Source organism: Acinetobacter sp. CAU_H_S139_7, assembly GCF_058599305.1.
Map to the genome: position 1 here is coordinate 546,213 of NZ_CM178651.1, position 20,867 is coordinate 567,079.

Here is a 20,867-nt window from a genome sequence, read left to right on the forward strand (position 1 = left end):
GAATTTGAAATGTTATATTATAACAATATTCAAAAATTGTACGCTTGAGTGAGTTCCATGGCTTTCCATAAAAATTTGATAACGCTCTCTATTTTGGCGGTGGTCGCACCTGCCGTTTTTGCAGATGACACAACAACACAACAACTTGAAACGTTGACCAGCCAAGCACATCCACTCGTTCAGACCGCTGCTGATTTTGCCGTCGCCGATCAGGTTATCGAACAAAAAAGCTTAAAAGAACGTGCACCGACCATTGGGGATGCTTTGGCAGATGAGTTGGGGGTATATTCAAATCAATATGGTTCAGGTTCAAGTCGACCCGTGATTCGAGGTCAAGATGGCCCACGCGTGAAAGTCTTACAACACGCTTCAGAAACAGCCGATGTCTCGACTTTATCGCCAGACCATGCCGTGACTGTTGATCCGATTTTGGCCAAGCAAATTGAAATCATCCGTGGCCCTTCAACCCTGTTATATAGTGCAGGTACCGTGGGCGGTTTGGTCAATGTCACCGATCAAAAAATTCCAACCAGCATGCCTGAAAAAGGTTTAGAAGGTACGGCTGGATTACGCTACAACTCTGGCAGTGATGAAAAGTTGGCCAGTGCTGGGGCGACGGTTGCTTTGGGCCGTCAGTTTGCTCTGCGGGTTGAAGGTTCAAAGCGTGAAGCGAATGACTATATTGCGCCGAACTATTTCCATGAGCATGAAGGTGAACTCGAAAAAGAACGTCGTGTCGGAAATACCTTTGCCAAAGGCGAAACTGTCAGCGTTGGTGGTTCATGGATTGGTGAGCGTGGTTTTGCGGGTATTGCCTATACCAACCGTCAAGATCAATACGGTTTACCTGGGCATAGCCATGAATATGAAAGCTGTCATCCGCATGATGATCATTTGCACTGTGACGGGAGCGATAATCATGGACATACGGATGAACACGATCACTCAGGACACGACCATGCACATGACGAACATGAGGCAGGGCCTTGGGTTGATTTAAAGTCGGAGCGTTATGACTTCCGTACAGAAATTTTAAATCCGATTGCAGGATTTGAGAAGTTACGTGCCCATGCCAGTTATACCGATTACCAACATGATGAAATTGAAGGCGATAGTGTTGCAACTACCTTTAAAAGTAAAGGTTATGATGCGCGTCTAGAAATGGTGCATCAGCCGATTGCGGATTGGGAAGGTGTGGTTGGCGTACAGTACAATCAACAAAAATTAGATATCACTGGTGAAGAGTCTATTTTAGAACCGACCAAGACGCAAAAGTGGAGCGTATTTGGTTTAGAACATAAACAGTGGAATGACTTCCATTTTGAGTTAGGGGCGCGTGTCGATCAGCAGACGATTGATATTGAGTCAGATCGAAAAGACTATGATGATTATGCCGTGTCCTATTCGGGTGCTGTGAATTGGATGTTTGCACCGAACTATAAACTGTCTTTGGTCGGGTCACATCAAGAGCGTTTACCTTTGGCGCAAGAGCTTTATGCTGATGGTAAGCATCTTGCAACCAATACCTATGAGCGTGGCAATGAAAATCTCGATGTTGAAAAGTCCAATAATCTAGAATTAGGTTTCCATTACGATACGGATAAAATTGATTATCACGTTCATGTTTACCATAACTGGTATGACAACTACATTTATGCCCAAACCGCAGATCGTTACGAAAACTTCCGTCTAGTGGACTACACCCAAGACAAAGCACGTTTTTATGGGACTGAAGCAGAAGCGTCTTATGCCATCAATGATGTTTATAAAATGAGTGTCTTTGGTGACTATGTCCGTGGCAAAATTGACAATGAAAATGCGCCACGGGTGCCTGCTGGCCGTTTAGGAACAAAAGTGAATGCTAACTTTAGTGACACGTGGTCGGGTACTGCAGAGTATTACCATGTGTTTGAGCAAGATCGAATTGCAAGCTATGAGACCGAAACCGAGGGTTATAACATGGTGAATTTGGGCTTGGCGTATAATGGTCAGTATATGCAGGGCAATGATTATCGCGTGTATTTCAAAGCCAATAACCTCTTAGATGAGACAGTTTATTCGCATACCTCTTTCTTATCGACCATTCCACAAGTTGGGCGTAACTTCACAGTTGGACTGGACTTTAGTTTCTAAGTGCTATTTCAAGCCTCAACCCAACCTTTTCCGTAAAGAGGAGGTGCTCCCTCTTCTTAAAGGAGAGGGTTAGGGAGAGGTTGCCAAAACATTGACAACAGAAATCCTCTTGAAAAATCAAACAATAAAACCTAGTCTGAGTATATTGGATTAGGTTTTTTGTTATGCGTATCTTTCGAAAATTACATCAAAAGCTCAACTGGACATCGACCCGTTATGTCGGTGTCGTGGTGGGTTTATTGGCTCTGACTTATTTAACCTCCGCAGTTTACCATAGCGTTAAACCACTGCCTGATGGGCTGGACTATACGGGCAAGTTACGTCATGCCGATGTCAAATTTATTGCAGATCAAACCTATATCGATGCACAAGGCAAGCAGCAACAAGATCATCATATTTTCAACGCAGTGTTTCAACTGATTGAAGATGCACAAACCACGATTGTGTTGGATATGTTCTTGTTTAACGATGAAGTGGGGACATCTCAAGCATCACAACGGGCTTTGACTCGTCAGCTGACCGATGCGTTAATTGTCAAGCGAAGCTTGCATCCAAATATTGAAATCAAAGTCGTTACCGACCCGATTAACTCAGTATATGGCGGACTATTACCTGAGCATTACCGTAAGTTACGTCAGGCAGGCGTGGATGTAATTGAAACCGATTTACGTCCGCTCCGTGCATCGAATCCCGTTTGGTCTGGTTTTTGGTATCTCTGTTGTCAAAACGCAGGCAATAATCCCGACGGTGGTTGGTTAAGAAACCCATTTGGGGATGAAAAAATCACCCTACGTAGTTATTTAAACTTATTTAACTTTAAAGCCAATCACCGCAAAACTTTGGTGGTCGATACCGCCGAAGGTTGGAAAACCTTGGTCACATCTGCGAATCCGCATGATGGCAGTTCGCGACATTCCAATGTGGCGCTGTTGGTGACAGGCAATACCGCAATTGATGTGTTGAAAACAGAGCAAACTGTGGCACATATGTCTCAGGGCGATGTACCAATGGTGATTCTAGGCGAAATTGCAGGAAATCCATCTCAACCGCAGGTACAGGTGCTGACGGAAAAAGCAATCCTAGACGCAACACTCAACTTGTTGAATACGGCAAAAACCAATGACCAGATTGATTTGGCGATGTTCTATTTGTCTGAGCGTCAAATTATCAATGCTTTAAAAGATGCACAGAAGCGTGGAGTTAAACTTCGGATTTTACTCGACCCCAATAAAGATGCATTTGGTCGTCAAAAGAATGGAATTCCTAATCGTCAAGTTGCGTCTGAGCTTAACGATGCAGGTATTACAGTACGTTGGTGTAATACTCAAGGAGAGCAGTGTCATAGCAAAATGATTTTAAAACGCCATGCGCAAGAAGCCGAGCTTATTTTAGGTTCTGCGAATTTTACCGCACGGAATTTGAAGAATTATAACTTAGAGACCAATTTACGTGTGATTGGCCAGTCTAATGCAGCGGTGTTTATAGATACACAGCAATATTTTGATGGGGCATGGTCGAACTTAAATGGTCGTCAAATGAGTGTGGGCTATGAGCAATATAAAGATGAGTCAAAACTCAAATATGGGCTATACCGCTTTATGGAGTGGAGTGGTTTATCGACGTTTTAGAGATTTTTTTCCTTGTTAGAAAAGGCGTAGCACAGCTAGGTAAGAGAAAAACTAAAATAAAAAAAGCGCATATTGCGCTTTTTTTATTTGGACTTACTGTTCAGGATTTGGCGGGATGATTTGATCCAAATCTTTATCGGTCATGTTATCGAGTTCATGTAGATCGGTTTTGATTTTCCATTTTTCGGCATCTTCCACTGGGCTTGGTAGACGTGCTTCTAACCAGTCACAAATGACATCGGGTGGAAAGTCAGCATGGTTACACTGAATGACCCATGCCAAGAATTGCTTGGCTTCACCATTCATATATGGCGGCGGTGAAACAGGTAGAAACTGCGTCGGTAGGCGCTCATTTTTAGAAATATAGTTCAGTACATGTCCAAGCTCTTGTACCGTTTGCCATGCCAAAGGATGATCTACGTCAATTTGAAACTTAAACCACCATGCACTTTTTCCATCTGTGCCATAAGCATCAATCAGATTTTTTTGAATACTGGGCACTTTTGCAAAATATTCATAGAGTCGATCAAAACTTAATTCAGCCACGATTGTTCATCCAATACATTTATAAACAAAGATTAAGTATAAACTGAAAACTCATGCATTTTTTGCTTTTCAAAGAAATCCAGCTTCAAACCTTATAGTGGTGATAACGGCCAGTGATCTAAAATTGATAGTTTGTATATTTTTTATCCGTAAAATTGGTTTAAAATAATAATATTCACCTCAGTGGAGGAAGATGATGAAATATTTAAAAATAATCTATGGAATAAGTTTACTCAGCTTATTTCCTGCACTGAGTTTTGCTCAACCCGCGACGCGTTATTATGGAAAACCGCTGACTTCGCAAACCCAGCGTTTCCCAACCTATGCTGGACCGTATCAAGGTGCAATGCCCAGACCTACATCACCGCCTCAAATTGAACCCCCTCATCACAGACCACCTCCGCACCATCCATCACATGGCGGATATCCAATGCGACCCGGTGTGAGTATTATTTACCGAGCGCCCAGCTATTCAACCTATAGTCAGGAAACCAATAGCTATGTGTATGGGGATGGCGACTCTAGTATTGAAAGCCGTGATTATGTGTTGATTACCGATTGGCGACGTTTGGGACTGCCAGATCCACCTGAAGGCATGCACTGGATCTATGAAAATGGACGCTATGCTTTAGAGCCGGATTCAAAATAAATGAATCTTTGATTGATACAAAAACCCTCCGTTGTTTAGACAGAGGGTTTTTTAGTGGTCAATAAAAAATTAAGCGAGTTCATCATCTTGTGGGCGTGGTGTTTTTCCTTCAGGTAAAGGCTTGTCGGCATGTTTATCCCGAATTACTGAAGGATAATTCCACGATGCATAACGCACTACCAAGATTGCAACCGCCATAATTAAAATTGAACCCGTAATAATCACCAAATCCATATCAGCTTTGTGGTCATGCTGGATATCGGAAATTAAAAGTCGGGTGAGCGCAGTGATGGCGATATAAATTAAAAAGCGGACAGGCATGTGGTTGGTTTTGAAATAGATACCAACCATTGCACCCAGTTCGAGGTAAATGAATAACAGTAAAATATCATCAATTGAGGCATATTGTTTAATGGTCAGGATCTCATAAACGGTATGTCCTGCCGACCAAATCACCATACAGCCAATAATAAATAAAGCCACATAGTGAAAGCTTTCTACTGCAGTATTGCCCAGTTTATCGAGGAGGGTTTCTATTTTCTCTATTTTAGGGTCACGGTTAGTCATGGCTGCCTCCTGATATGTTGATGGTGGTTTATTGCATCATAAGCAAATTTCATGCACATGACGTATAAAAGTAAAAATAAAGCTGAGCCATAAAAAAACGCCTGACAAAGCAGGCATTTTTTATTCAGTGTTTAAGCGATTAAGCTTGGCTAGTGAAGTAGTCTTCAGAGAAGTTCATGATGACTTCTGCACCTGCTTTTACTTTTGCAATACGTAAGTCGATTTCAGGCAAAATACGTTGAGCGAAATAAGCTGCAAGTGCCAGTTTGTTTTGATAGAAGTCACCATCTTTAGCTTTTGCAGCATTGGCAATTCTTGCAAACATATAGGCAAAGCTGAGTAGGCCGACTGCATGTAAGTAATCTACTGCTGCTGCATTCGGGAACTCTGCACTTTCAGCAGCACGTTCAAGGATATACTTGGTCACTTCTTCCACTTCAGTTGCCGCATCGAGTGTTGCATCTTTAATGAAGTTTAGGTCTGCATCTAAGCCGTTAGCAAAGTCACGGATTTCAGTAATGTAGTCTGCAATGAATGCACCACCACATTTAATGGTTTTACGACCGATTAAATCTTGAGACTGAACGCCGTTGGTGCCTTCGTAGATTTGTGCAATACGTAAGTCACGTACACATTGCTCCATGCCCCATTCACGAATATAACCATGACCACCGAAGACCATTTGCGAATCAATCACTGCATTAAAAGCGGTATCGGTTAAATAGGCTTTTGCAATAGGGGTTAAAAGTGCAACACGGTCATTGGCTGCTTTCACCGCTTCAGGGTCTGTTGAGAACTTAGTGATATCCAGTTGCTGACCCACGTAAACTGCAAATGCACGAGATGCTTCATTGTTCGCACGTGCATTAAGCAACATACGACGCACATCACCATGCACAAGAATGCTGTCTGCAGGCTTAGCAGGTGATTGAACACCAGAAGCGCTACGACCCTGTAGACGATCTGTTGCGTACTGTGCCGCATTTTGGTAGGCAAATTCAGATGCGCCTAAACCTTGAATACCCATCGACAAACGTTCGTAGTTCATCATCACGAACATTGCCGCAAGGCCTTCATTTTCTTTACCGACCAAGTAACCTTTGGCACCGTCAAAGTTCATTACACAAGTTGCAGACGCTTTGATCCCCATTTTGTGTTCAATTGAACCTGGACCTGCCGCATTACGCTCGCCTACAGAACCATCTGCATTCACGAGGAATTTAGGCACGATGAAGAGTGAAATACCACGTGAACCCGCAGGTGCATCAGGAGTTTTTGCCAAAACTAAGTGAATGATGTTTTCAGCTAAGTCGTGGTCACCGCCAGTAATAAAGATTTTGGTCCCTGTAATGTTATAGGTGCCGTCTTCGTTACGTTCAGCTTTAGTTTTGATAATGCCTAAATCTGTACCTGCATGTGGCTCAGTTAAACACATGGTCCCAGACCATTCGCCTGAGTAAATTTTAGGTAAATAGGTTTCTTTTTGTTCTTGCGATGCGTAGCTGTTCAGCGCCATACCTGCACCGACAGAAAGAAGCGGGTAGAGCATGAATGATGGGTTGGTTGCGAACAGCATTTCATCTGCAAGAACCGTCAGCATTTTTGGCATGCCTTGACCGCCCCATTCTTCATCAGCCGCTAAGCCAATCCAACCACCTTCAGCATATTGCTTAAACGCTTCTTTAAAGCCAGCAGGCGTAGTCACTGCACCATTGCTAAATGTTGCGCCTTCTTCATCACCTGTACGGTTTATAGGTAGGGTGACGTTCTGCGCAAATTTAGCCATTTCCTCGAGGATCGCTTCAGCCGTCGCACTGTCTACATGAGCTAGATTTTCATTAGACTGCCAGAACTGATCTGCATTGAAAACGTCATTGAGGATAAATTTCATATCCGCAAGTGGGGCATTATAAATTGGCATGTTCGTTCACCTGTTTATTGTTTGAATCTCTGTAGACTTAGGACAACTTAATTAACAACGGAGAGTGTTGTCAGATGACCCAAGCGAAATAACGCTCTATTTATAAAGAAAAAGGACCGCCAAAGCTATGACTGTCCTTTTTTATTTCTGTACTCAAGAGTACAACTATTTCGAATATCGAATTAGTTATTAACTACTTAGAATGCAAAGTGCTCTGCATCTAATGCAAGTAACGGTTCTACGCCACCAGCAATCACGTCAACGTGTGAGCGAACACGTGGAAGGATCTTCTTGAAGTAGAAACGAGCTGTCGTGACTTTCGCATTATAGAAGTCAACGTCAGTTGTACCTGCAGCCAATGTTTCTTGTGCAACAAGTGCCATACGTGCCCATAGATAAGCAAGCGTTACATAACCAGAGAAGTAGAGGTAATCGACCGCAGCAGCACCCACTTCATCTGGGTTTTGCATTGCTTTCATACCAATTTGCATGGTTAAGTCGGCCCACTCTTTATTTAGAGCAGCAAGAGGTTCAACAAACTCTTTCATTGCAGCATTGTCTTTGTTTGCTTCAACAAATTTGTGAATAATCTTAGTGAAGTCTTTCAACATTGCACCTTGAGTACCCAAAACTTTACGACCTAACAAGTCAAGCGCTTGGATTTCAGTTGTCCCTTCGTATAAACACGCAATACGTGTATCACGAACGATTTGTTCCATGCCATGCTCTGAAATAAAGCCGTGACCACCAAAGACTTGAACGCCGTGTTTTGCAGATTCAGAACCTGTTTCAGTCAAGAATGCTTTTGCAATTGGAGTAAGCAGTGACAAGATGTTGTCAGAAGATTTACGCTCTTCTTCAGTTGCACCTTGCTCAACTACGTCCGCATGTAGAGACAATAAGTAAACCAGTGCACGACCACCTTCAGCAAATGCTTTTTGAGTTAACAGCATGTTACGAACAGCAGGGTGAACAATAATTGGATCGGCTTCTTTTTCTGGTGCTTTAGGACCTGTCAAAGAACGCATTGCTAAACGGTCTTTCGCATAGGTTAATGCACCTTGGAATGCGCCTTCAGATGCTGCCAGACCTTGTACAGCCGTACCAATACGTGCAGTGTTCATGAAAGTGAACATGCAGTTTAAGCCACGGTTTTCAGGGCCAATCAGGAAACCTTTTGCATTGTCAAAGTTGATCACGCAAGTTGAGTTACCATGGATCCCCATTTTGTGTTCGATAGAACCACAACGCACGGCGTTACGCTCACCCACAGTACCGTCTGCGTTTAAGTTAAACTTCGGCACGATGAATAAAGAAATACCTTTGGTGCCTTTAGGTGCGCCAGGAAGACGAGCAAGTACAATGTGAACAATGTTCTCAGCCATGTCATGTTCACCCGCTGAGATAAAGATTTTCTCACCAGTGATTGCATAGCTACCGTCAGCTTGTGGCTCAGCTTTAGTACGGATAATACCCAAGTCAGAACCTGCATGAGATTCTGTCAAGCACATCGTACCTGTCCAAACACCTGAAACAAGGTTTGGTAAGTAAGCATCTTTTTGTTCAGCTGAACCGTGATGTTCTAAAGTACGAACTGCACCATGAGAAAGACCTGGGTACATACCCCATGCCCAGTTTGCAGTACCTACCATTTCTGAAATCACGTTACCCAAAGAAACAGGTAATGCTTGACCGCCATATTGCTCTTCAGCAGAAAGAGACGGGAAGCCAAGTTCGATATATTTTTGATACGCTTCTTTAAAGCCAGTTGGAGTTGTAACAACGCCATCATTCCAAGTACAACCTTCGCGGTCGCCGCTTTGGTTGATTGGAGACAATTCGTTTTCACAGAAATCTGCAGCAGCTTCTAAATATTGGTCAACCAATTCACGGCTTACGGTTTCCTGAAATGCAGGCAATTTAGAATAGTGTTCTTCTGCATTCAATAGCTCATGCAGTACGAATTGCATATCACGTAAGGGCGCTTTGTATTGTGGCATATCGGTTTCCTCAATACTGGTTTAACCAGCTTATAATCCTAATAAACATAAAAACGTGTCTTCTTTGACACGGATTGGAATAACTTAATCGTGCAACATCTTCTAATTTGGTACAAGCGGTTCAGGTGCTTTTCTTGGTGACTGTAAAGTCAAATAAATATTATTCAAAATCGCTAAGTGCACTGAGTGTAAACAGTTTTGCTGCTTTTGGCATGACATAAATAGTCAAAAAGCGTAAAAAGTTATGTCCAATAAAAAAGGCGCAATTTGCGCCTTTTTGATCTATTTATGCTTTTTAGAGTGGTTTAAGCAGCCTTATTGGGTGCTGAAACAGGAGCTTTAGGTTGGAAGTGAACGATACATTTGCCATCTACTGTTTGTGTGCCAACTTTTAACTGCACGGCTTTACCATCGGTTTGACCTTGGCAGGCTTTGGTCGCAGCTTGTTGGCGCGCTTGACGTTCAGCTAAACGTTGATCGTATTGCTGGGTTAACTCAGCACGTTTCGCATCGGTTAGTGGTTCGCCGCGTTGCATATGCATACCACGGAATTCACCACGATCGGCTTGATCGCCACGCATTGGGCGATGTTCACCACGTTTCATTTCAGCACGGTTAGGTTTAAATGAAATCGCACATGTACCTTCTAGTGTTTGCTCACCTGCTTTGACTTGGACTGCTGAACCCACCGCTTTGCCATCGCAGGCTTTTTTAATGTCTTGCATGACTTGTTTACGTTCAGTACGCATTTTTTCAAATTGTTCGCGTTGTTCAGGTGTCATGTGACGGTCTTTCTGATAATGACCATGCATATGTTGCGACTGCTCCATATCTTTTGGTGCTTGGGTGGATTGACAGGCAGTTAACGCACCTACAGATAAAACGCTGGCAGTGGCTAAAGCAATTTTTGTCATCTTATTCATTCTACAACTCCCCCATACAAGAGCATGTGATTTTGGATGATTAAAGATTAAATAATAAAGATGTAGAAACAATGGAGAGTTTTTTGATGCAGTGTTCTATACAATAACAAGGCAAAAGAATGACCGAGAGATTGCTTTTGAAGATTCGCCGCGTACCGATTGCTTTACGCTTATTCCTCACTGTATTGCTGACCACTTTGGTGATTACCACGGTGAGTTTAGGTGTGCTGCATTGGACGATGCAAAAGAATTTTGCCAAATATGTGGCGGACGTGGAAATGCAAAAGCTTGATCATCTGATTGATAACTTGGCTGGCGTTTATAGCACTTATCATGACTGGGGCAATGCCATTCAAGCGCAAATTTTGCAGATTGAAGGACATGCCGCGCCAGATGATTATGACCGTCTCTCTCGTTGGTGGCTGCGCCGCCAGTATGATATTGCTCTGCAACAGCGTTATTTTAAAGAGAATACCAAAACCTTACTCAGTGATGTCTCTACCACAGAAGTCAAACATGAAAAACAGATTTTAACTGAACAAGAACTGCAAGCTTTGGAGGAAAACTTACCTTCGGAGTTCCAACCCTTTGAAGGTTTAAAGTTCCCGCTCAGCGCCAATCAAAATGTGTTCCGTCCAGATCGTAAAAAAGAAGAGATTGAACAAGAGAGCAAACAAAACACAGGCAAAAAACAGTTTATTTCCACGCCTGACCGTTTAGGTCTTAGCTCGCGTTTGTCTTTATACGATACGCAGCGTCAGTTCGTGGTCGGTGAACCTTCGGATGATCAAGTTTCTTTCCTTCCTATTGTAGTGAATAACCAAGTGGTGGGCTACTTGGGGCTGAAACCAGTTCTCGATCAAGATGATGCGTTGAGTATCAACTTCTTTAGTAACCAAAAACGTTATTTATTGCTGGTCTATGGTTTAACTGTTTTTGCCAGTTTAATTGCTGCACTGTTACTTGCGACTTATTTTAAGACGCCAATTCAACGTTTATTGAATGGTACGCGTGAATTAACCAAGGGTAATTTTCAGCATCAAGTTAAAGTGAATCGAAACGATGAGCTGGGTGATTTGTCCAATGAACTGAACCAACTGGCGGTGATTTTAGATCAGCATGAAATTTCACGTCGTCAATGGGTGTCAGATACTTCACACGAGTTGAAAACACCGCTGGCGGTATTACAAGCGCAGATAGAAGCAATGCAAGATGGTATTCGAAAACCAACAGCTGAGCATTTTGAATCGATGTTACGCCAAGTCACCAGTTTGAAAAAACTCACGCATGATTTGGCCGATTTGGCACAAGCGGAAGCACAGCAATTAAACTGTTACTTTGCAACCGTGAATCCGTGGGCGGTGATTGAGCAAGAAGTGGAAAACTTTAAGCCTAAATTTGAACAGGCCCATTTAAGCATTAGTGTCGAAGGTGAGGGCGCTGAGTTACAACTTGATATTGACCGCTTTAAGCAAATCATGGTCAATTTGTTGGGCAATAGCATTCGTTATACCGAAGCGGGTGGTCAGGTTCGAGTTCATACGGAACAGTCCGCAACAGATTGGACGGTCTATGTCGATGACAGTCCATATGGTTTAACTGATGAGCAACTGGCACGACTCGGTGAGCGTTTCTATCGAGTCGATGATTCGCGTACGCGGAGCACAGGTGGTACAGGTTTAGGTTTGGCTTTATCGGCTAAACTGGCACAGGCTTTAGGCGGCGAATTGAGTTTTGATCATTCGCCTTTGGGTGGTTTACGTTGCAAGTTAACGTTCCCAAAAAAATGAAACACAAAAGGAAGTATGTATGAAACATATTATGCTGGTTGAAGATGAAGTAGAACTTGCACAATTGGTCCGCGATTATCTTGAAGCAGCGGGCTTTGAAGTCAGTATGTTTCATGATGGTCAGGAAGCCTACGATAGCTTTACGCAGCGTAAACCGAGTCTGATGATTTTAGACTTGATGGTGCCGCGTATGGATGGTTTGACCATTTGCCGTAAAGTTCGTGAACAGTCGGATTTGCCGATTATTATGGTCACCGCGCGTACGGAAGAAATCGACCGTGTGCTTGGCTTGAACATGGGGGCAGACGACTATGTATGTAAACCCTTTAGCCCGAAAGAATTAGTTGCGCGTGTGCAAGCCGTGTTACGTCGTTTAGAGCGAAAAGCTGAGCCTGAAGATCAGTCTTTGTTCCGTATGGATAAAGCGCAGCAACGTATTTGGTATCAACAAAAGCCTTTAAGCCTAACGCCGACTGAGTTCCGTTTACTGGAGTTGTTTTTAGAGCATGTGGGGCAAGTCTATTCACGTGCGCAGTTGCTGGATCATATCAACCCAGACAGCTTTGAAGTGGCTGACCGTGTGATTGATAGCCATATTAAGAATTTACGTCGTAAGATTTCAGATGCAGCTGAAACAGGCAACCGTCATGAATGGGTGCAGGCGGTATATGGGGTAGGCTACCGTTTTGAATATCCTGAAGATTAATTCAGTTTTCTGAACGATAGAAAAAGCGGATAAGCCTAGGCTTATCCGCTTTTTTTATGGGATTAAAGCAAAGATGGCAATCAAAATCAGCAGTTCGCTTAAATCTCCAACTGGTGAAATGAAACTGAGCAATCTGCGATTTTAAATGACAAGACTGGTTGATTGTCTGTGCAAGCGGTACAATTCATTTTTTTATCAGATGAGCATGTGTTTTGAGCAGCGAGACGCCTAAACTTCAGCGCCGTTTAAAGAACCGCCATATTCAATTGATTGCCATGGGCGGTGCAATTGGCACAGGGTTGTTCTTAGGTTCAGCACATATAATTGAGTCTGCTGGCCCATCGATTATTTTGGGTTATATGATTGGCGGTTTGATTGCATTTTTAATTATGCGTCAGCTCGGTGAAATGATTGTGCATGAGCCAGTGACGGGTTCATTCAGCTACTTTGCCTTTAAATATTGGGGGCGGTTTTCAGGTTTTTTAACGGGCTGGAACTACTGGGTACTGTATATCTTGGTGGTGATGACTGAACTGACCGCGATTGGCAAGTATGTGAATTACTGGTGGCCACATATTCCTGCGTGGGTCTCGGTGCTGGTATTTTTTGTGGTGATCACACTGGCCAATCTTGCCAATGTCAAACTGTATGCGGAGTCTGAGTTTTGGCTGTCGATGATTAAAGTTGTGGCGATTATCGCCATGATCATCTTCGGAGTTTACCTGTTGTTGACGGCTGATGTCGGTTCAACCGCATCCGTCACGAACTTATGGGCACATGGCGGGTTTTTCCCACATGGCTTTGAAGGCTTGTTTTATATGTTGGCCTTTATGATGTTTGCCTTTGGCGGTATTGAGCTGATCAGTATGGCGGCTGCGGAAACCGAAGATCCTGAAAAGAACATTCCAAAAGCCGTCAATCAAACGGTGATTCGGGTTTTCCTGTTCTATATTTGCTCGTTGGCGATCCTTTTGTCTTTGGTGCCTTGGAATCAATTGGATTTGGGTGGTTTAGATAAAAGTCCATTCGTGCTTATTTTTAAGCAAATTGGCATTGATTGGGCAGCGCATTTACTGAATTTTATTATTCTGACTGCATCGGTTTCTGTTTGTAATAGTGGGATGTATGCCAATAGTCGCATGCTATTAGGTCTGGCAGAACAAGGCAATGCCCCACAAGTTCTTAAGCAGGTGAATCGACAAGGGACACCGATTGCGGCGGTTTTATTTTCAGCATTACTGATTTTTGGGTGTGTGCTGTTGAATTACTTTTTGCCTGAAAAAGCGCTCAGTTATCTGATTTATATTGTGGTCAGTGCGGCTGTGCTGAATTGGATGATGATCAGTTTGATCCATCTTAAATTTAGACAGAGTATGAAAAAACAGGGCATTCAAACCAAGTTTCCAGCGTTATTTGCACCGTTTAGCAATTATTTTGTTTTAGTGTTTATGCTGATGATTTTATATATCATGTGGAATCAGGGTTTTATGCTTTCCGTGTTGATGCTTCCTGTGTGGATCCTCGTGTTATTTGTTTTATTTAAAACATTGAAGCCGAAGAAAAGCTAAAGCTTAGGTGATGATGTTGAAAAGGACTTAATATGAGTCCTTTTTTATTGGGCTTTTGATCGGTATATAAATTATAGATATTTCAAATCATGTGTCAGTTTGTCTTTTTACTTTTACATTTGTTTTAGACAAGGTCGATGAGTCTGTATTCAAATCAGCGAAGTATTCTTCTAGCCATTTGCATACCACTTAGGGTTGGATTGTGAGATGGCATTCTAACTTTTCAACAATGGAATCAAATAAGCAACTGAATATGAAAATGACTAAGACTTTACTGATTCTCAGTCTGTCTTTGTACGAGTTCAGCATGGCTTTCTGATTAACTTGGATGGAGAGTGAGCTACTCTCATACTTCATCTTTTCGGATTGATATGTATAGATAATTAAATAGGCAAAATCGAGAAAGAGTGATTGTATTTCCAACAGATTGAAGTACTGAGCTATAAAGTTGCTTTTAAATCACGCAAAAAGTAATTTTTAGGAGTAAGGCTCAGCTTTAGTCATCCTGAAAACTATCCACAATTTCTGCGGATAATTTTGGGGGTAAGTCTAATTAAGCTTATTTTTCTATGTACGTTTTGGCTTACACTAATTCAAGCGGATTGCGTCTAGGTCAGTCCCAAGATTTTTTATATGATGCAGTCATAGAGAACAGGAAGTTCCAAAACATAAAACAAAAATGATAAGTTCAACACTAGGATGTGAGGTACGACAGGAGTTATACCTAGCTAACCAATACGAAAAAGCTCGACAGGATGTCGGGCTTTTTTTATCATCTATGAATGTCTCATTTCACTTTTGGTTTCGAATTTTGGGTTCCAAAGTGGGCAATACGTAGAAAACGTTGAAAAACTGTTTAGCCGAGACAATATACCTTCAAATCCATGACCTGTTTGATGCAGTGATAGGGTTGCGCTTTAGAAAATGTAATAGGAATAATTAACAATCTTTTTCATTCAATACATATTTAGGTGATGGCTTTAAGCGCAGCGATTCGCTGTCTTTGTAGTTTATTCAGCTTGGATACCACGAGCTCATAAGAGCTATGTACTAGATCAATGACTAAATCCGAATCTACGTTTTCATCTTCATATATTGAAATCCAATGTTTTTTGTTCATATGCCATCCTGCATGAATATACGGATAAATATCACGTAGCATCGCACCGTGGTCAGGCGTAACTTTTAAGTTACTTAAAGCTGCCCCACTTAAAGATGAATTGAGCAAAAATATTTTGTCCATGACTTTATAAACATCACAGCCCTCACCAAAGGGCTGACTACACGTCACTTCTGGCAGGGCAAGTGCGGCTTTTGCAGCAATAAGGTGTAAGGACATGGTGATCATCACTCAATGGGCGAAGCCCTGTGGATATTGTTTAATTTATCCACAGTTTAAGCCAAACGCTTAAGAGGAACAACTCACCATTACCTCAGGAACATCCGTTGGCAAAGGTGCTAAATCTTCCGCTTTCTCTAGTGCTACATTCCGCTCAAACGGTTGGCTAAGCAGGTCAAATAAGCGTTCGACTTCTGAAAAATCATTCCGTTCAGCCAGCTCAATCGCTTTTTGTGCCATGTGATTGCGTAGGGTATAAACAGGGTTGGCTTGTTGCATGGCTGCATCGAGTTCTGTTGTGTCTTGATTGGCACGAATCTGTTCATATTGTGCGAGGAAACTTTCAAACTGACGGCGGTCAAGACAATCATCTTTAATCATTTCATATTGCTGCTCTTGCAAACGCGTAAAGCTCTGTGTGTAGTCGAGCTGTTCGGTTTGTAGAATCCGTAAGAAGGTCATGGCACAGTCAAAACTGTCAGTGTGGAAATGAGGTAAGCCCATTTTCTGACTTAAACCCAGTTTGTAGTGCTCCAAGAACGTGGGTTCATAGTGCTCTAGGCAAGTGGCAAGGTCTTGCTTCCATTGTTCTTTGTCATAGTCTTGTGGACAAAGCGGAATGAGGTTATTCAACCATGTCCATAAGTTCCAGTGTCCAATGCTCGGCTGTTGCTGATAGGTATAGCGACCTTGATAGTCGGAGTGATTGTTAATCCAATTCGGACGGAAGCGTTCCATAAAACCATAAGGGCCAAAATCGAGGGTTGAACCCGTAATGTTTAAATTATCGGTATTCATCACCCCATGTGCGAAGCCGACCAGTTGCCATTTGGCAATCATGACTGCAGTCCGTTGAATCACTTGGGTTGCAAATGCCAAAACAGGTTGTTCCAAATCTAAACACTCGGGGTAATGCCATTCGATACATTTTTGGGTAAATTCTTCGAGTAAATCAGGTTGGTACTGGTTGATCCACTCAAAATGCCCCAAGCGAATATGACAGTCTGATGTACGTAACATCATTGCGCCGAGTTCTAATTTCTCCCGCTGCACGCCTTGAGTCGACGAGGTAAAGCCAACAGCATTACTCGATGCGACGCCTAAATTATTCAGCGCATGTCCAGCCAAATACTCACGAATGACGGAGCGAAGTACCGCACGACCATCTCCCATACGTGAGTAAGGAGTAGAGCCGGCACCCTTTAAATGCAGGTCAATGGTTTGTCCATGTTGATCAAGAATTTGTGCGATCAATAAACCCCGACCATCACCGAGCTGTCCTGCCCACTGACCAAATTGATGTCCTGCATAGACCATTGCCAATGGTTCAAATTCACTAAAGGTTTTTTGTCCGCTACAAATCTCTACCCAAGACTGTTTGTCTGCTTCAGACCATTGCAACTGTTCTGCTAAAGAGGCATTGAAATGACCTGCTTTTGCCCCTTTTAGTGGCAAGGGCTGTTGATGGTGATAAAGCTTTGAAGGAAGGAGAGAGTAGCGTGAATTGAACTGCATAGTGAAGGATCACAAGGGATAAGCCATGACCCCATCAATATAGCAAAGTTTTAGTGTTAAGACATATATCCAACTGTTTTAGTCAACTATAAACAGTTTGGCACCTTTTGAGGTGGACGAGCGATGGGCTTCGGCTTGATCCGCAACTTCGTAACTCATGCCAGCCGTGAGGGTAAAGCTACGACCATCATCTAGTTCCGTGTGTAGTTCGCCTTCTAAGCACAACAGGATATGTCCTTTAGAACACCAGTGGTCGGCCAAATAGTTCTCAGAATACTCCACCATACGCACGCGAATCGCGTCAAATTGCTGAGTACGCCATAGGGCATAACCCTGATCACCTGTATGGCGGGTGGGTGGTATCTCGGTCCAGTTGGTAATACCGAAAGGAATATTCTTAATATCCATGTTGTTATCCTTTATGAACTGCTAAAAAAAGCCCCTTGCGGAGCTTTCTTTTGAAATGGTGAATCAGAGATTAATTATTGTGAAACAGGGGCTTTTTTAATGCTACGCATCAGTGTGGTCAAAGTTTGACGATGATGACCTAAGCGCTGTTCAACCAATTGAAACTCAATTTTGAGTTTCTCATCCATTTGATGGATTTTTTCAGCCACTGCTGTTTTCTTGGCTTGAATTTCTTGTTCTTTCAATTTTGCCCAGTCATTTAAGGTTTGGGTGAATGCATCATACTCTTGTGCAATACGAGCTTTTGCGGAACTAATGTCATCACTGACATTTAGACCATGAACTTCTAAGTCTTGTTCAGCGTATTTAAACTTCATCGCAAGTTCAGCTTTTTTAATATTAAAGCTCGGAATACGACGTAAGTTTTTAGCTAAACCCAGTTTTGAGCATGACCAAATCAACCATTTGGTTGGGTCATATTGCCACCATTTCACTCCGTTACGATAGTCGTATTGGAAAATGTGGTGGTAGTTATGATAACCCTCACCCCAAGTGGCAATGGCTAACCAGAAGTTGTCACGTGCAGTATTTTCGTCGGTATATGGACGTTTGCCCCACATATGACATAAAGAGTTAATAAAGAATGTGACATGGTGGCTGAGGATTAAACGCATTAATCCGCCCAACAATAATACGCCCCATAAGTCACCTACCGCCCAACCAATCGGTAATAAAATACCTGTGTGTACGATGATTACTAAAGGAACATAGTATTTGTGTTGGAACATCACCAATTTATCATTCAGTAAATCGGGTGCATTTTTAAAATCAGGTTCTGCTGACGGATAGTCACGAAGCATCCAACCCATGTGCGCATACCAAAAACCATTGTTAATCGAGTACGGATCTTTCTCGATATCATCGACATGGCGGTGGTGTGTACGGTGACCTGAACCCCAATATAAAATACTGTTTTGCACAGCAAAGGTACCCATAATCATCAAAATGATTTTTAAAGGTAAGTTTGCTTCATAAGCACGGTGTGCCCATAGACGGTGATAGCCAGCGGTAATACCTAAGCTACTAACACCCAGTAATACAAACATACTGATCCAAGCGGCTAAGCTGAAATCATGCTGAAAGGCATATAAGGGAATTGCAATCACAGCCACAATCGGAAGAAAAACCAATGCAAAAATTGCAACCCAGTTAAATGGGGCTTTGGGTAGGGGAGCATTCATCTCCAACAGCACTCCTGAAACCTTGGGAGGTATAAATGGAAGGTCAATCCATTACTTTTTGCATGGATTAAGCCACAGCATATTAGCATGAGCGAACCATGCTTCACTAGCATTATTGTACAGATGTATTGTACTAAACAGTAACAGAATACGAATGTTTAGATATCGAAATTACCGAAGCTTTTCTAGGCTTTATAGTAGCAGAGCGATCAATATGAAAAATAAACATTTTCAGTGCTACTACTCATGTAAAACTCAAGTCAATCTGTGGCCTGTTCAATGCACATCGGTCAAATGTTGTAGCATCATTTTAGGAAAATCGGTAATTAATCCATCAATGCCGCAGTCACGTAAATGTTTAGCACGCTCGATATCATTTACCGTCCATACGCTAATGGCTAAATTCGCTTGTTGTGTGGCTTTTAACAAGTCATCGGTTGCCAGTTGGTTCATCCAGCCGATTTGGCAACAGTCGTATTTGAGCGCTTGTTCAATCGCAAGATGTTGAATATCGTCTTCAATCAATAAGCCACGTTTAAATGTTGAGTGTTGATGTTGCAGTGCTTGTAGGATTTTAAGATCAAAACTGGTAATGACCGCATTGTGTTCAAAGCCTCTAAGTTGCTGTGTTAAATGTTGCGTCAGTCGCTCAGCTTCAGCTTGTGTTTCTACAGCTTTGACTTCAACTTCAAGATGTTCGAAGTCCTGCATGATCTGAAGGGCTTGTAGTAATGTTGGCGTACTTTGCTTTTCCCAGTCTAGCCAAATATGTGCTTGGTTATAGGTGTCGAGTTGTGTGCTGTTTAATGGGTAGAGTGCTTGGTCACTACCTGTGGTTCGGAGCATGTTGTCATCATGCATAATGATCAGCTCATGGTCTTTGAGCTGACGAACATCAAATTCGACCGCACGTATGCCCAGATCATGAATATATTGAAAACCGCCGAGTGTATTTTCTGGGGCTTCGCCACGTGCACCACGATGTCCGATGATTCTCATATTGAACCTGATCTATATACGTCTTTTGAGTGATTGTAGCGCTAAAACATTGGATTGGGGGATAGATTCTAAGCTGGAGATATTAGATATGCGTAAATGCGATTCGTAATGGTTTGAGATAGAACTGAATTTGAATGAAATGTTTATATTCACGATAAGTGATGGTATTTGACGAGTTTTACGATTGGAAAAATGGTTTTGATTGCTTTGCCCAAAAGAAAAGTAACATTAAAAAGTCTTCCTGTGAATTGATCACAGGAAGACTCTGAAAAAATCTATTTCGTTCTAAATACTTAGAATTGTTTAAATAGTTTCATTGATATTTTTTTGCCAAAGTACTTCCGAGCCACCTTCAGCACGCTGTAAAGCACGCGATGCAACAAAAAGCCAATCCGATAAGCGGTTGAGCAACTGTAGTGCGGTGCTTTGAATATTTTGATCACGAGTGTGCACCGACATTAAGCTACGTTCAGCTCGGCGACATACCGCTCGTGCTTGATGTGCATAGCTACATGCTAAAGAACCCGAAGGTAAGATAAACTCTTTAAGCATAGGTAAGTCTTCATTCATGCGGTCAATTTCTTGTTCAAGAAACTCAATACAAACCGGTTGCAGCAAGTGATAGTTGGGAATGCACACCTCACCACCTAAGTCGAAAAGCCAATGTTGAATGAGGCTTAAGCTTTTGTCCCATGTGGCTTTGTTTGTGATTTGGCTTGAAGTAATTTGAGCACGAAGCACACCAATCGTTGAATTGAGCTCATCGACATCACCGAGTGCGGTAATTCGTAGATCATCTTTAGTCACACGTGATCCATCGCCCAAACCTGTGGTGCCTGAGTCGCCAGTACGGGTATAAATTTTACTTAAACGGTGGCCCATAATTTGTCCTGTCTAAAGAATGAAAAAAAGGATAATGTCGGTCAAAACATTA

17 protein-coding genes are annotated in these 20,867 nt (G+C 42.4%); 6 read left to right on the top strand and 11 right to left on the bottom strand.

Going from position 1 to position 20,867, the window contains the following annotated elements; genetic code table 11:
• The first annotated feature begins 57 nt into the window (after window positions 1–57).
• Window positions 58–2,133: a zinc piracy TonB-dependent receptor ZnuD gene (znuD, locus tag AC4MC0_RS02690; protein WP_491887267.1), complete on the top strand. Its 2,076-nt coding sequence runs from the start codon at window positions 58–60 to the stop codon at window positions 2,131–2,133.
• A 164-nt stretch (window positions 2,134–2,297) separates the two neighbouring features.
• Window positions 2,298–3,761 carry a phospholipase D family protein gene (locus AC4MC0_RS02695; protein WP_004983580.1) on the top strand — a complete coding sequence of 488 codons (1,464 nt, stop codon included), beginning with the start codon at window positions 2,298–2,300 and terminating at the stop codon, window positions 3,759–3,761.
• A gap of 93 nt (window positions 3,762–3,854) precedes the next feature.
• Here AC4MC0_RS02695 and AC4MC0_RS02700 read toward each other — a convergent pair whose 3' ends face one another.
• A complete protein-coding gene (locus AC4MC0_RS02700) occupies window positions 3,855–4,307 on the bottom strand; it encodes a hypothetical protein (RefSeq protein WP_125281248.1) in 453 nt (150 codons plus the stop codon).
• A 193-nt stretch (window positions 4,308–4,500) separates the two neighbouring features.
• Between AC4MC0_RS02700 and AC4MC0_RS02705 the strand changes: the two genes are divergently transcribed.
• The gene (locus AC4MC0_RS02705; RefSeq protein ID WP_335999261.1) at window positions 4,501–4,956 is read left to right on the top strand and encodes an RcnB family protein; all 456 of its coding nucleotides are present in this window, start codon (window positions 4,501–4,503) and stop codon (window positions 4,954–4,956) included.
• A gap of 69 nt (window positions 4,957–5,025) precedes the next feature.
• Here AC4MC0_RS02705 and AC4MC0_RS02710 read toward each other — a convergent pair whose 3' ends face one another.
• From AC4MC0_RS02710 to AC4MC0_RS02725, 4 genes are all read right to left on the bottom strand, one after another.
• Window positions 5,026–5,523, bottom strand: a complete 498-nt coding sequence (locus tag AC4MC0_RS02710) for a phosphate-starvation-inducible protein PsiE (RefSeq protein ID WP_004697744.1) — start codon at window positions 5,521–5,523, stop codon at window positions 5,026–5,028.
• A gap of 139 nt (window positions 5,524–5,662) precedes the next feature.
• Window positions 5,663–7,444, bottom strand: a complete 1,782-nt coding sequence (locus AC4MC0_RS02715) for an acyl-CoA dehydrogenase C-terminal domain-containing protein (RefSeq protein ID WP_491887268.1) — start codon at window positions 7,442–7,444, stop codon at window positions 5,663–5,665.
• 197 nt (window positions 7,445–7,641) lie between these two features.
• Entirely contained in the window at window positions 7,642–9,444 is a 1,803-nt protein-coding gene (locus AC4MC0_RS02720; protein ID WP_490450699.1) for an acyl-CoA dehydrogenase C-terminal domain-containing protein, read from the bottom strand.
• A 305-nt stretch (window positions 9,445–9,749) separates the two neighbouring features.
• Window positions 9,750–10,367 carry a hypothetical protein gene (locus tag AC4MC0_RS02725; RefSeq protein WP_160362217.1) on the bottom strand — a complete coding sequence of 206 codons (618 nt, stop codon included), beginning with the start codon at window positions 10,365–10,367 and terminating at the stop codon, window positions 9,750–9,752.
• A gap of 137 nt (window positions 10,368–10,504) precedes the next feature.
• Here AC4MC0_RS02725 and baeS point away from each other — a divergent pair, with 137 nt between their 5' ends.
• The 3 genes from baeS (at window position 10,505) to AC4MC0_RS02740 (ending at window position 14,431) form a co-directional block, all read left to right on the top strand.
• Complete coding sequence (gene baeS / locus AC4MC0_RS02730) at window positions 10,505–12,157, top strand: sensor histidine kinase efflux regulator BaeS (protein ID WP_491887500.1); 1,653 nt, start codon at window positions 10,505–10,507, stop codon at window positions 12,155–12,157.
• A 19-nt stretch (window positions 12,158–12,176) separates the two neighbouring features.
• A complete protein-coding gene (locus tag AC4MC0_RS02735; protein ID WP_491887269.1) occupies window positions 12,177–12,863 on the top strand; it encodes a response regulator in 687 nt (228 codons plus the stop codon).
• 212 nt (window positions 12,864–13,075) lie between these two features.
• Window positions 13,076–14,431: an amino acid permease gene (locus AC4MC0_RS02740; protein WP_491887270.1), complete on the top strand. Its 1,356-nt coding sequence runs from the start codon at window positions 13,076–13,078 to the stop codon at window positions 14,429–14,431.
• Window positions 14,432–15,398: 967 nt separating this feature from the next.
• Here the strand turns inward: AC4MC0_RS02740 and AC4MC0_RS02745 are convergent.
• The 6 genes from AC4MC0_RS02745 to AC4MC0_RS02770 form a co-directional block, all read right to left on the bottom strand.
• Window positions 15,399–15,770 (bottom strand): MmcQ/YjbR family DNA-binding protein, encoded by a 372-nt coding sequence (locus tag AC4MC0_RS02745; protein ID WP_278345361.1) that lies wholly within the window; start codon window positions 15,768–15,770, stop codon window positions 15,399–15,401.
• Window positions 15,771–15,839: 69 nt separating this feature from the next.
• Entirely contained in the window at window positions 15,840–17,285 is a 1,446-nt protein-coding gene (locus AC4MC0_RS02750) for a protein adenylyltransferase SelO (RefSeq protein ID WP_278345362.1), read from the bottom strand.
• A gap of 78 nt (window positions 17,286–17,363) precedes the next feature.
• Entirely contained in the window at window positions 17,364–17,693 is a 330-nt protein-coding gene (locus AC4MC0_RS02755; RefSeq protein WP_278345363.1) for a DHCW motif cupin fold protein, read from the bottom strand.
• 74 nt (window positions 17,694–17,767) lie between these two features.
• Entirely contained in the window at window positions 17,768–18,934 is a 1,167-nt protein-coding gene (locus AC4MC0_RS02760; protein ID WP_278345364.1) for an acyl-CoA desaturase, read from the bottom strand.
• A 276-nt stretch (window positions 18,935–19,210) separates the two neighbouring features.
• On the bottom strand, window positions 19,211–19,933 hold the full coding sequence (locus tag AC4MC0_RS02765) for a glycerophosphodiester phosphodiesterase (RefSeq protein ID WP_278345365.1): 723 nt from the start codon (window positions 19,931–19,933) through the stop codon (window positions 19,211–19,213).
• Window positions 19,934–20,236: 303 nt separating this feature from the next.
• Window positions 20,237–20,815 carry a cob(I)yrinic acid a,c-diamide adenosyltransferase gene (locus AC4MC0_RS02770; protein WP_278345366.1) on the bottom strand — a complete coding sequence of 193 codons (579 nt, stop codon included), beginning with the start codon at window positions 20,813–20,815 and terminating at the stop codon, window positions 20,237–20,239.
• Window positions 20,816–20,867 lie beyond the last annotated feature (52 nt).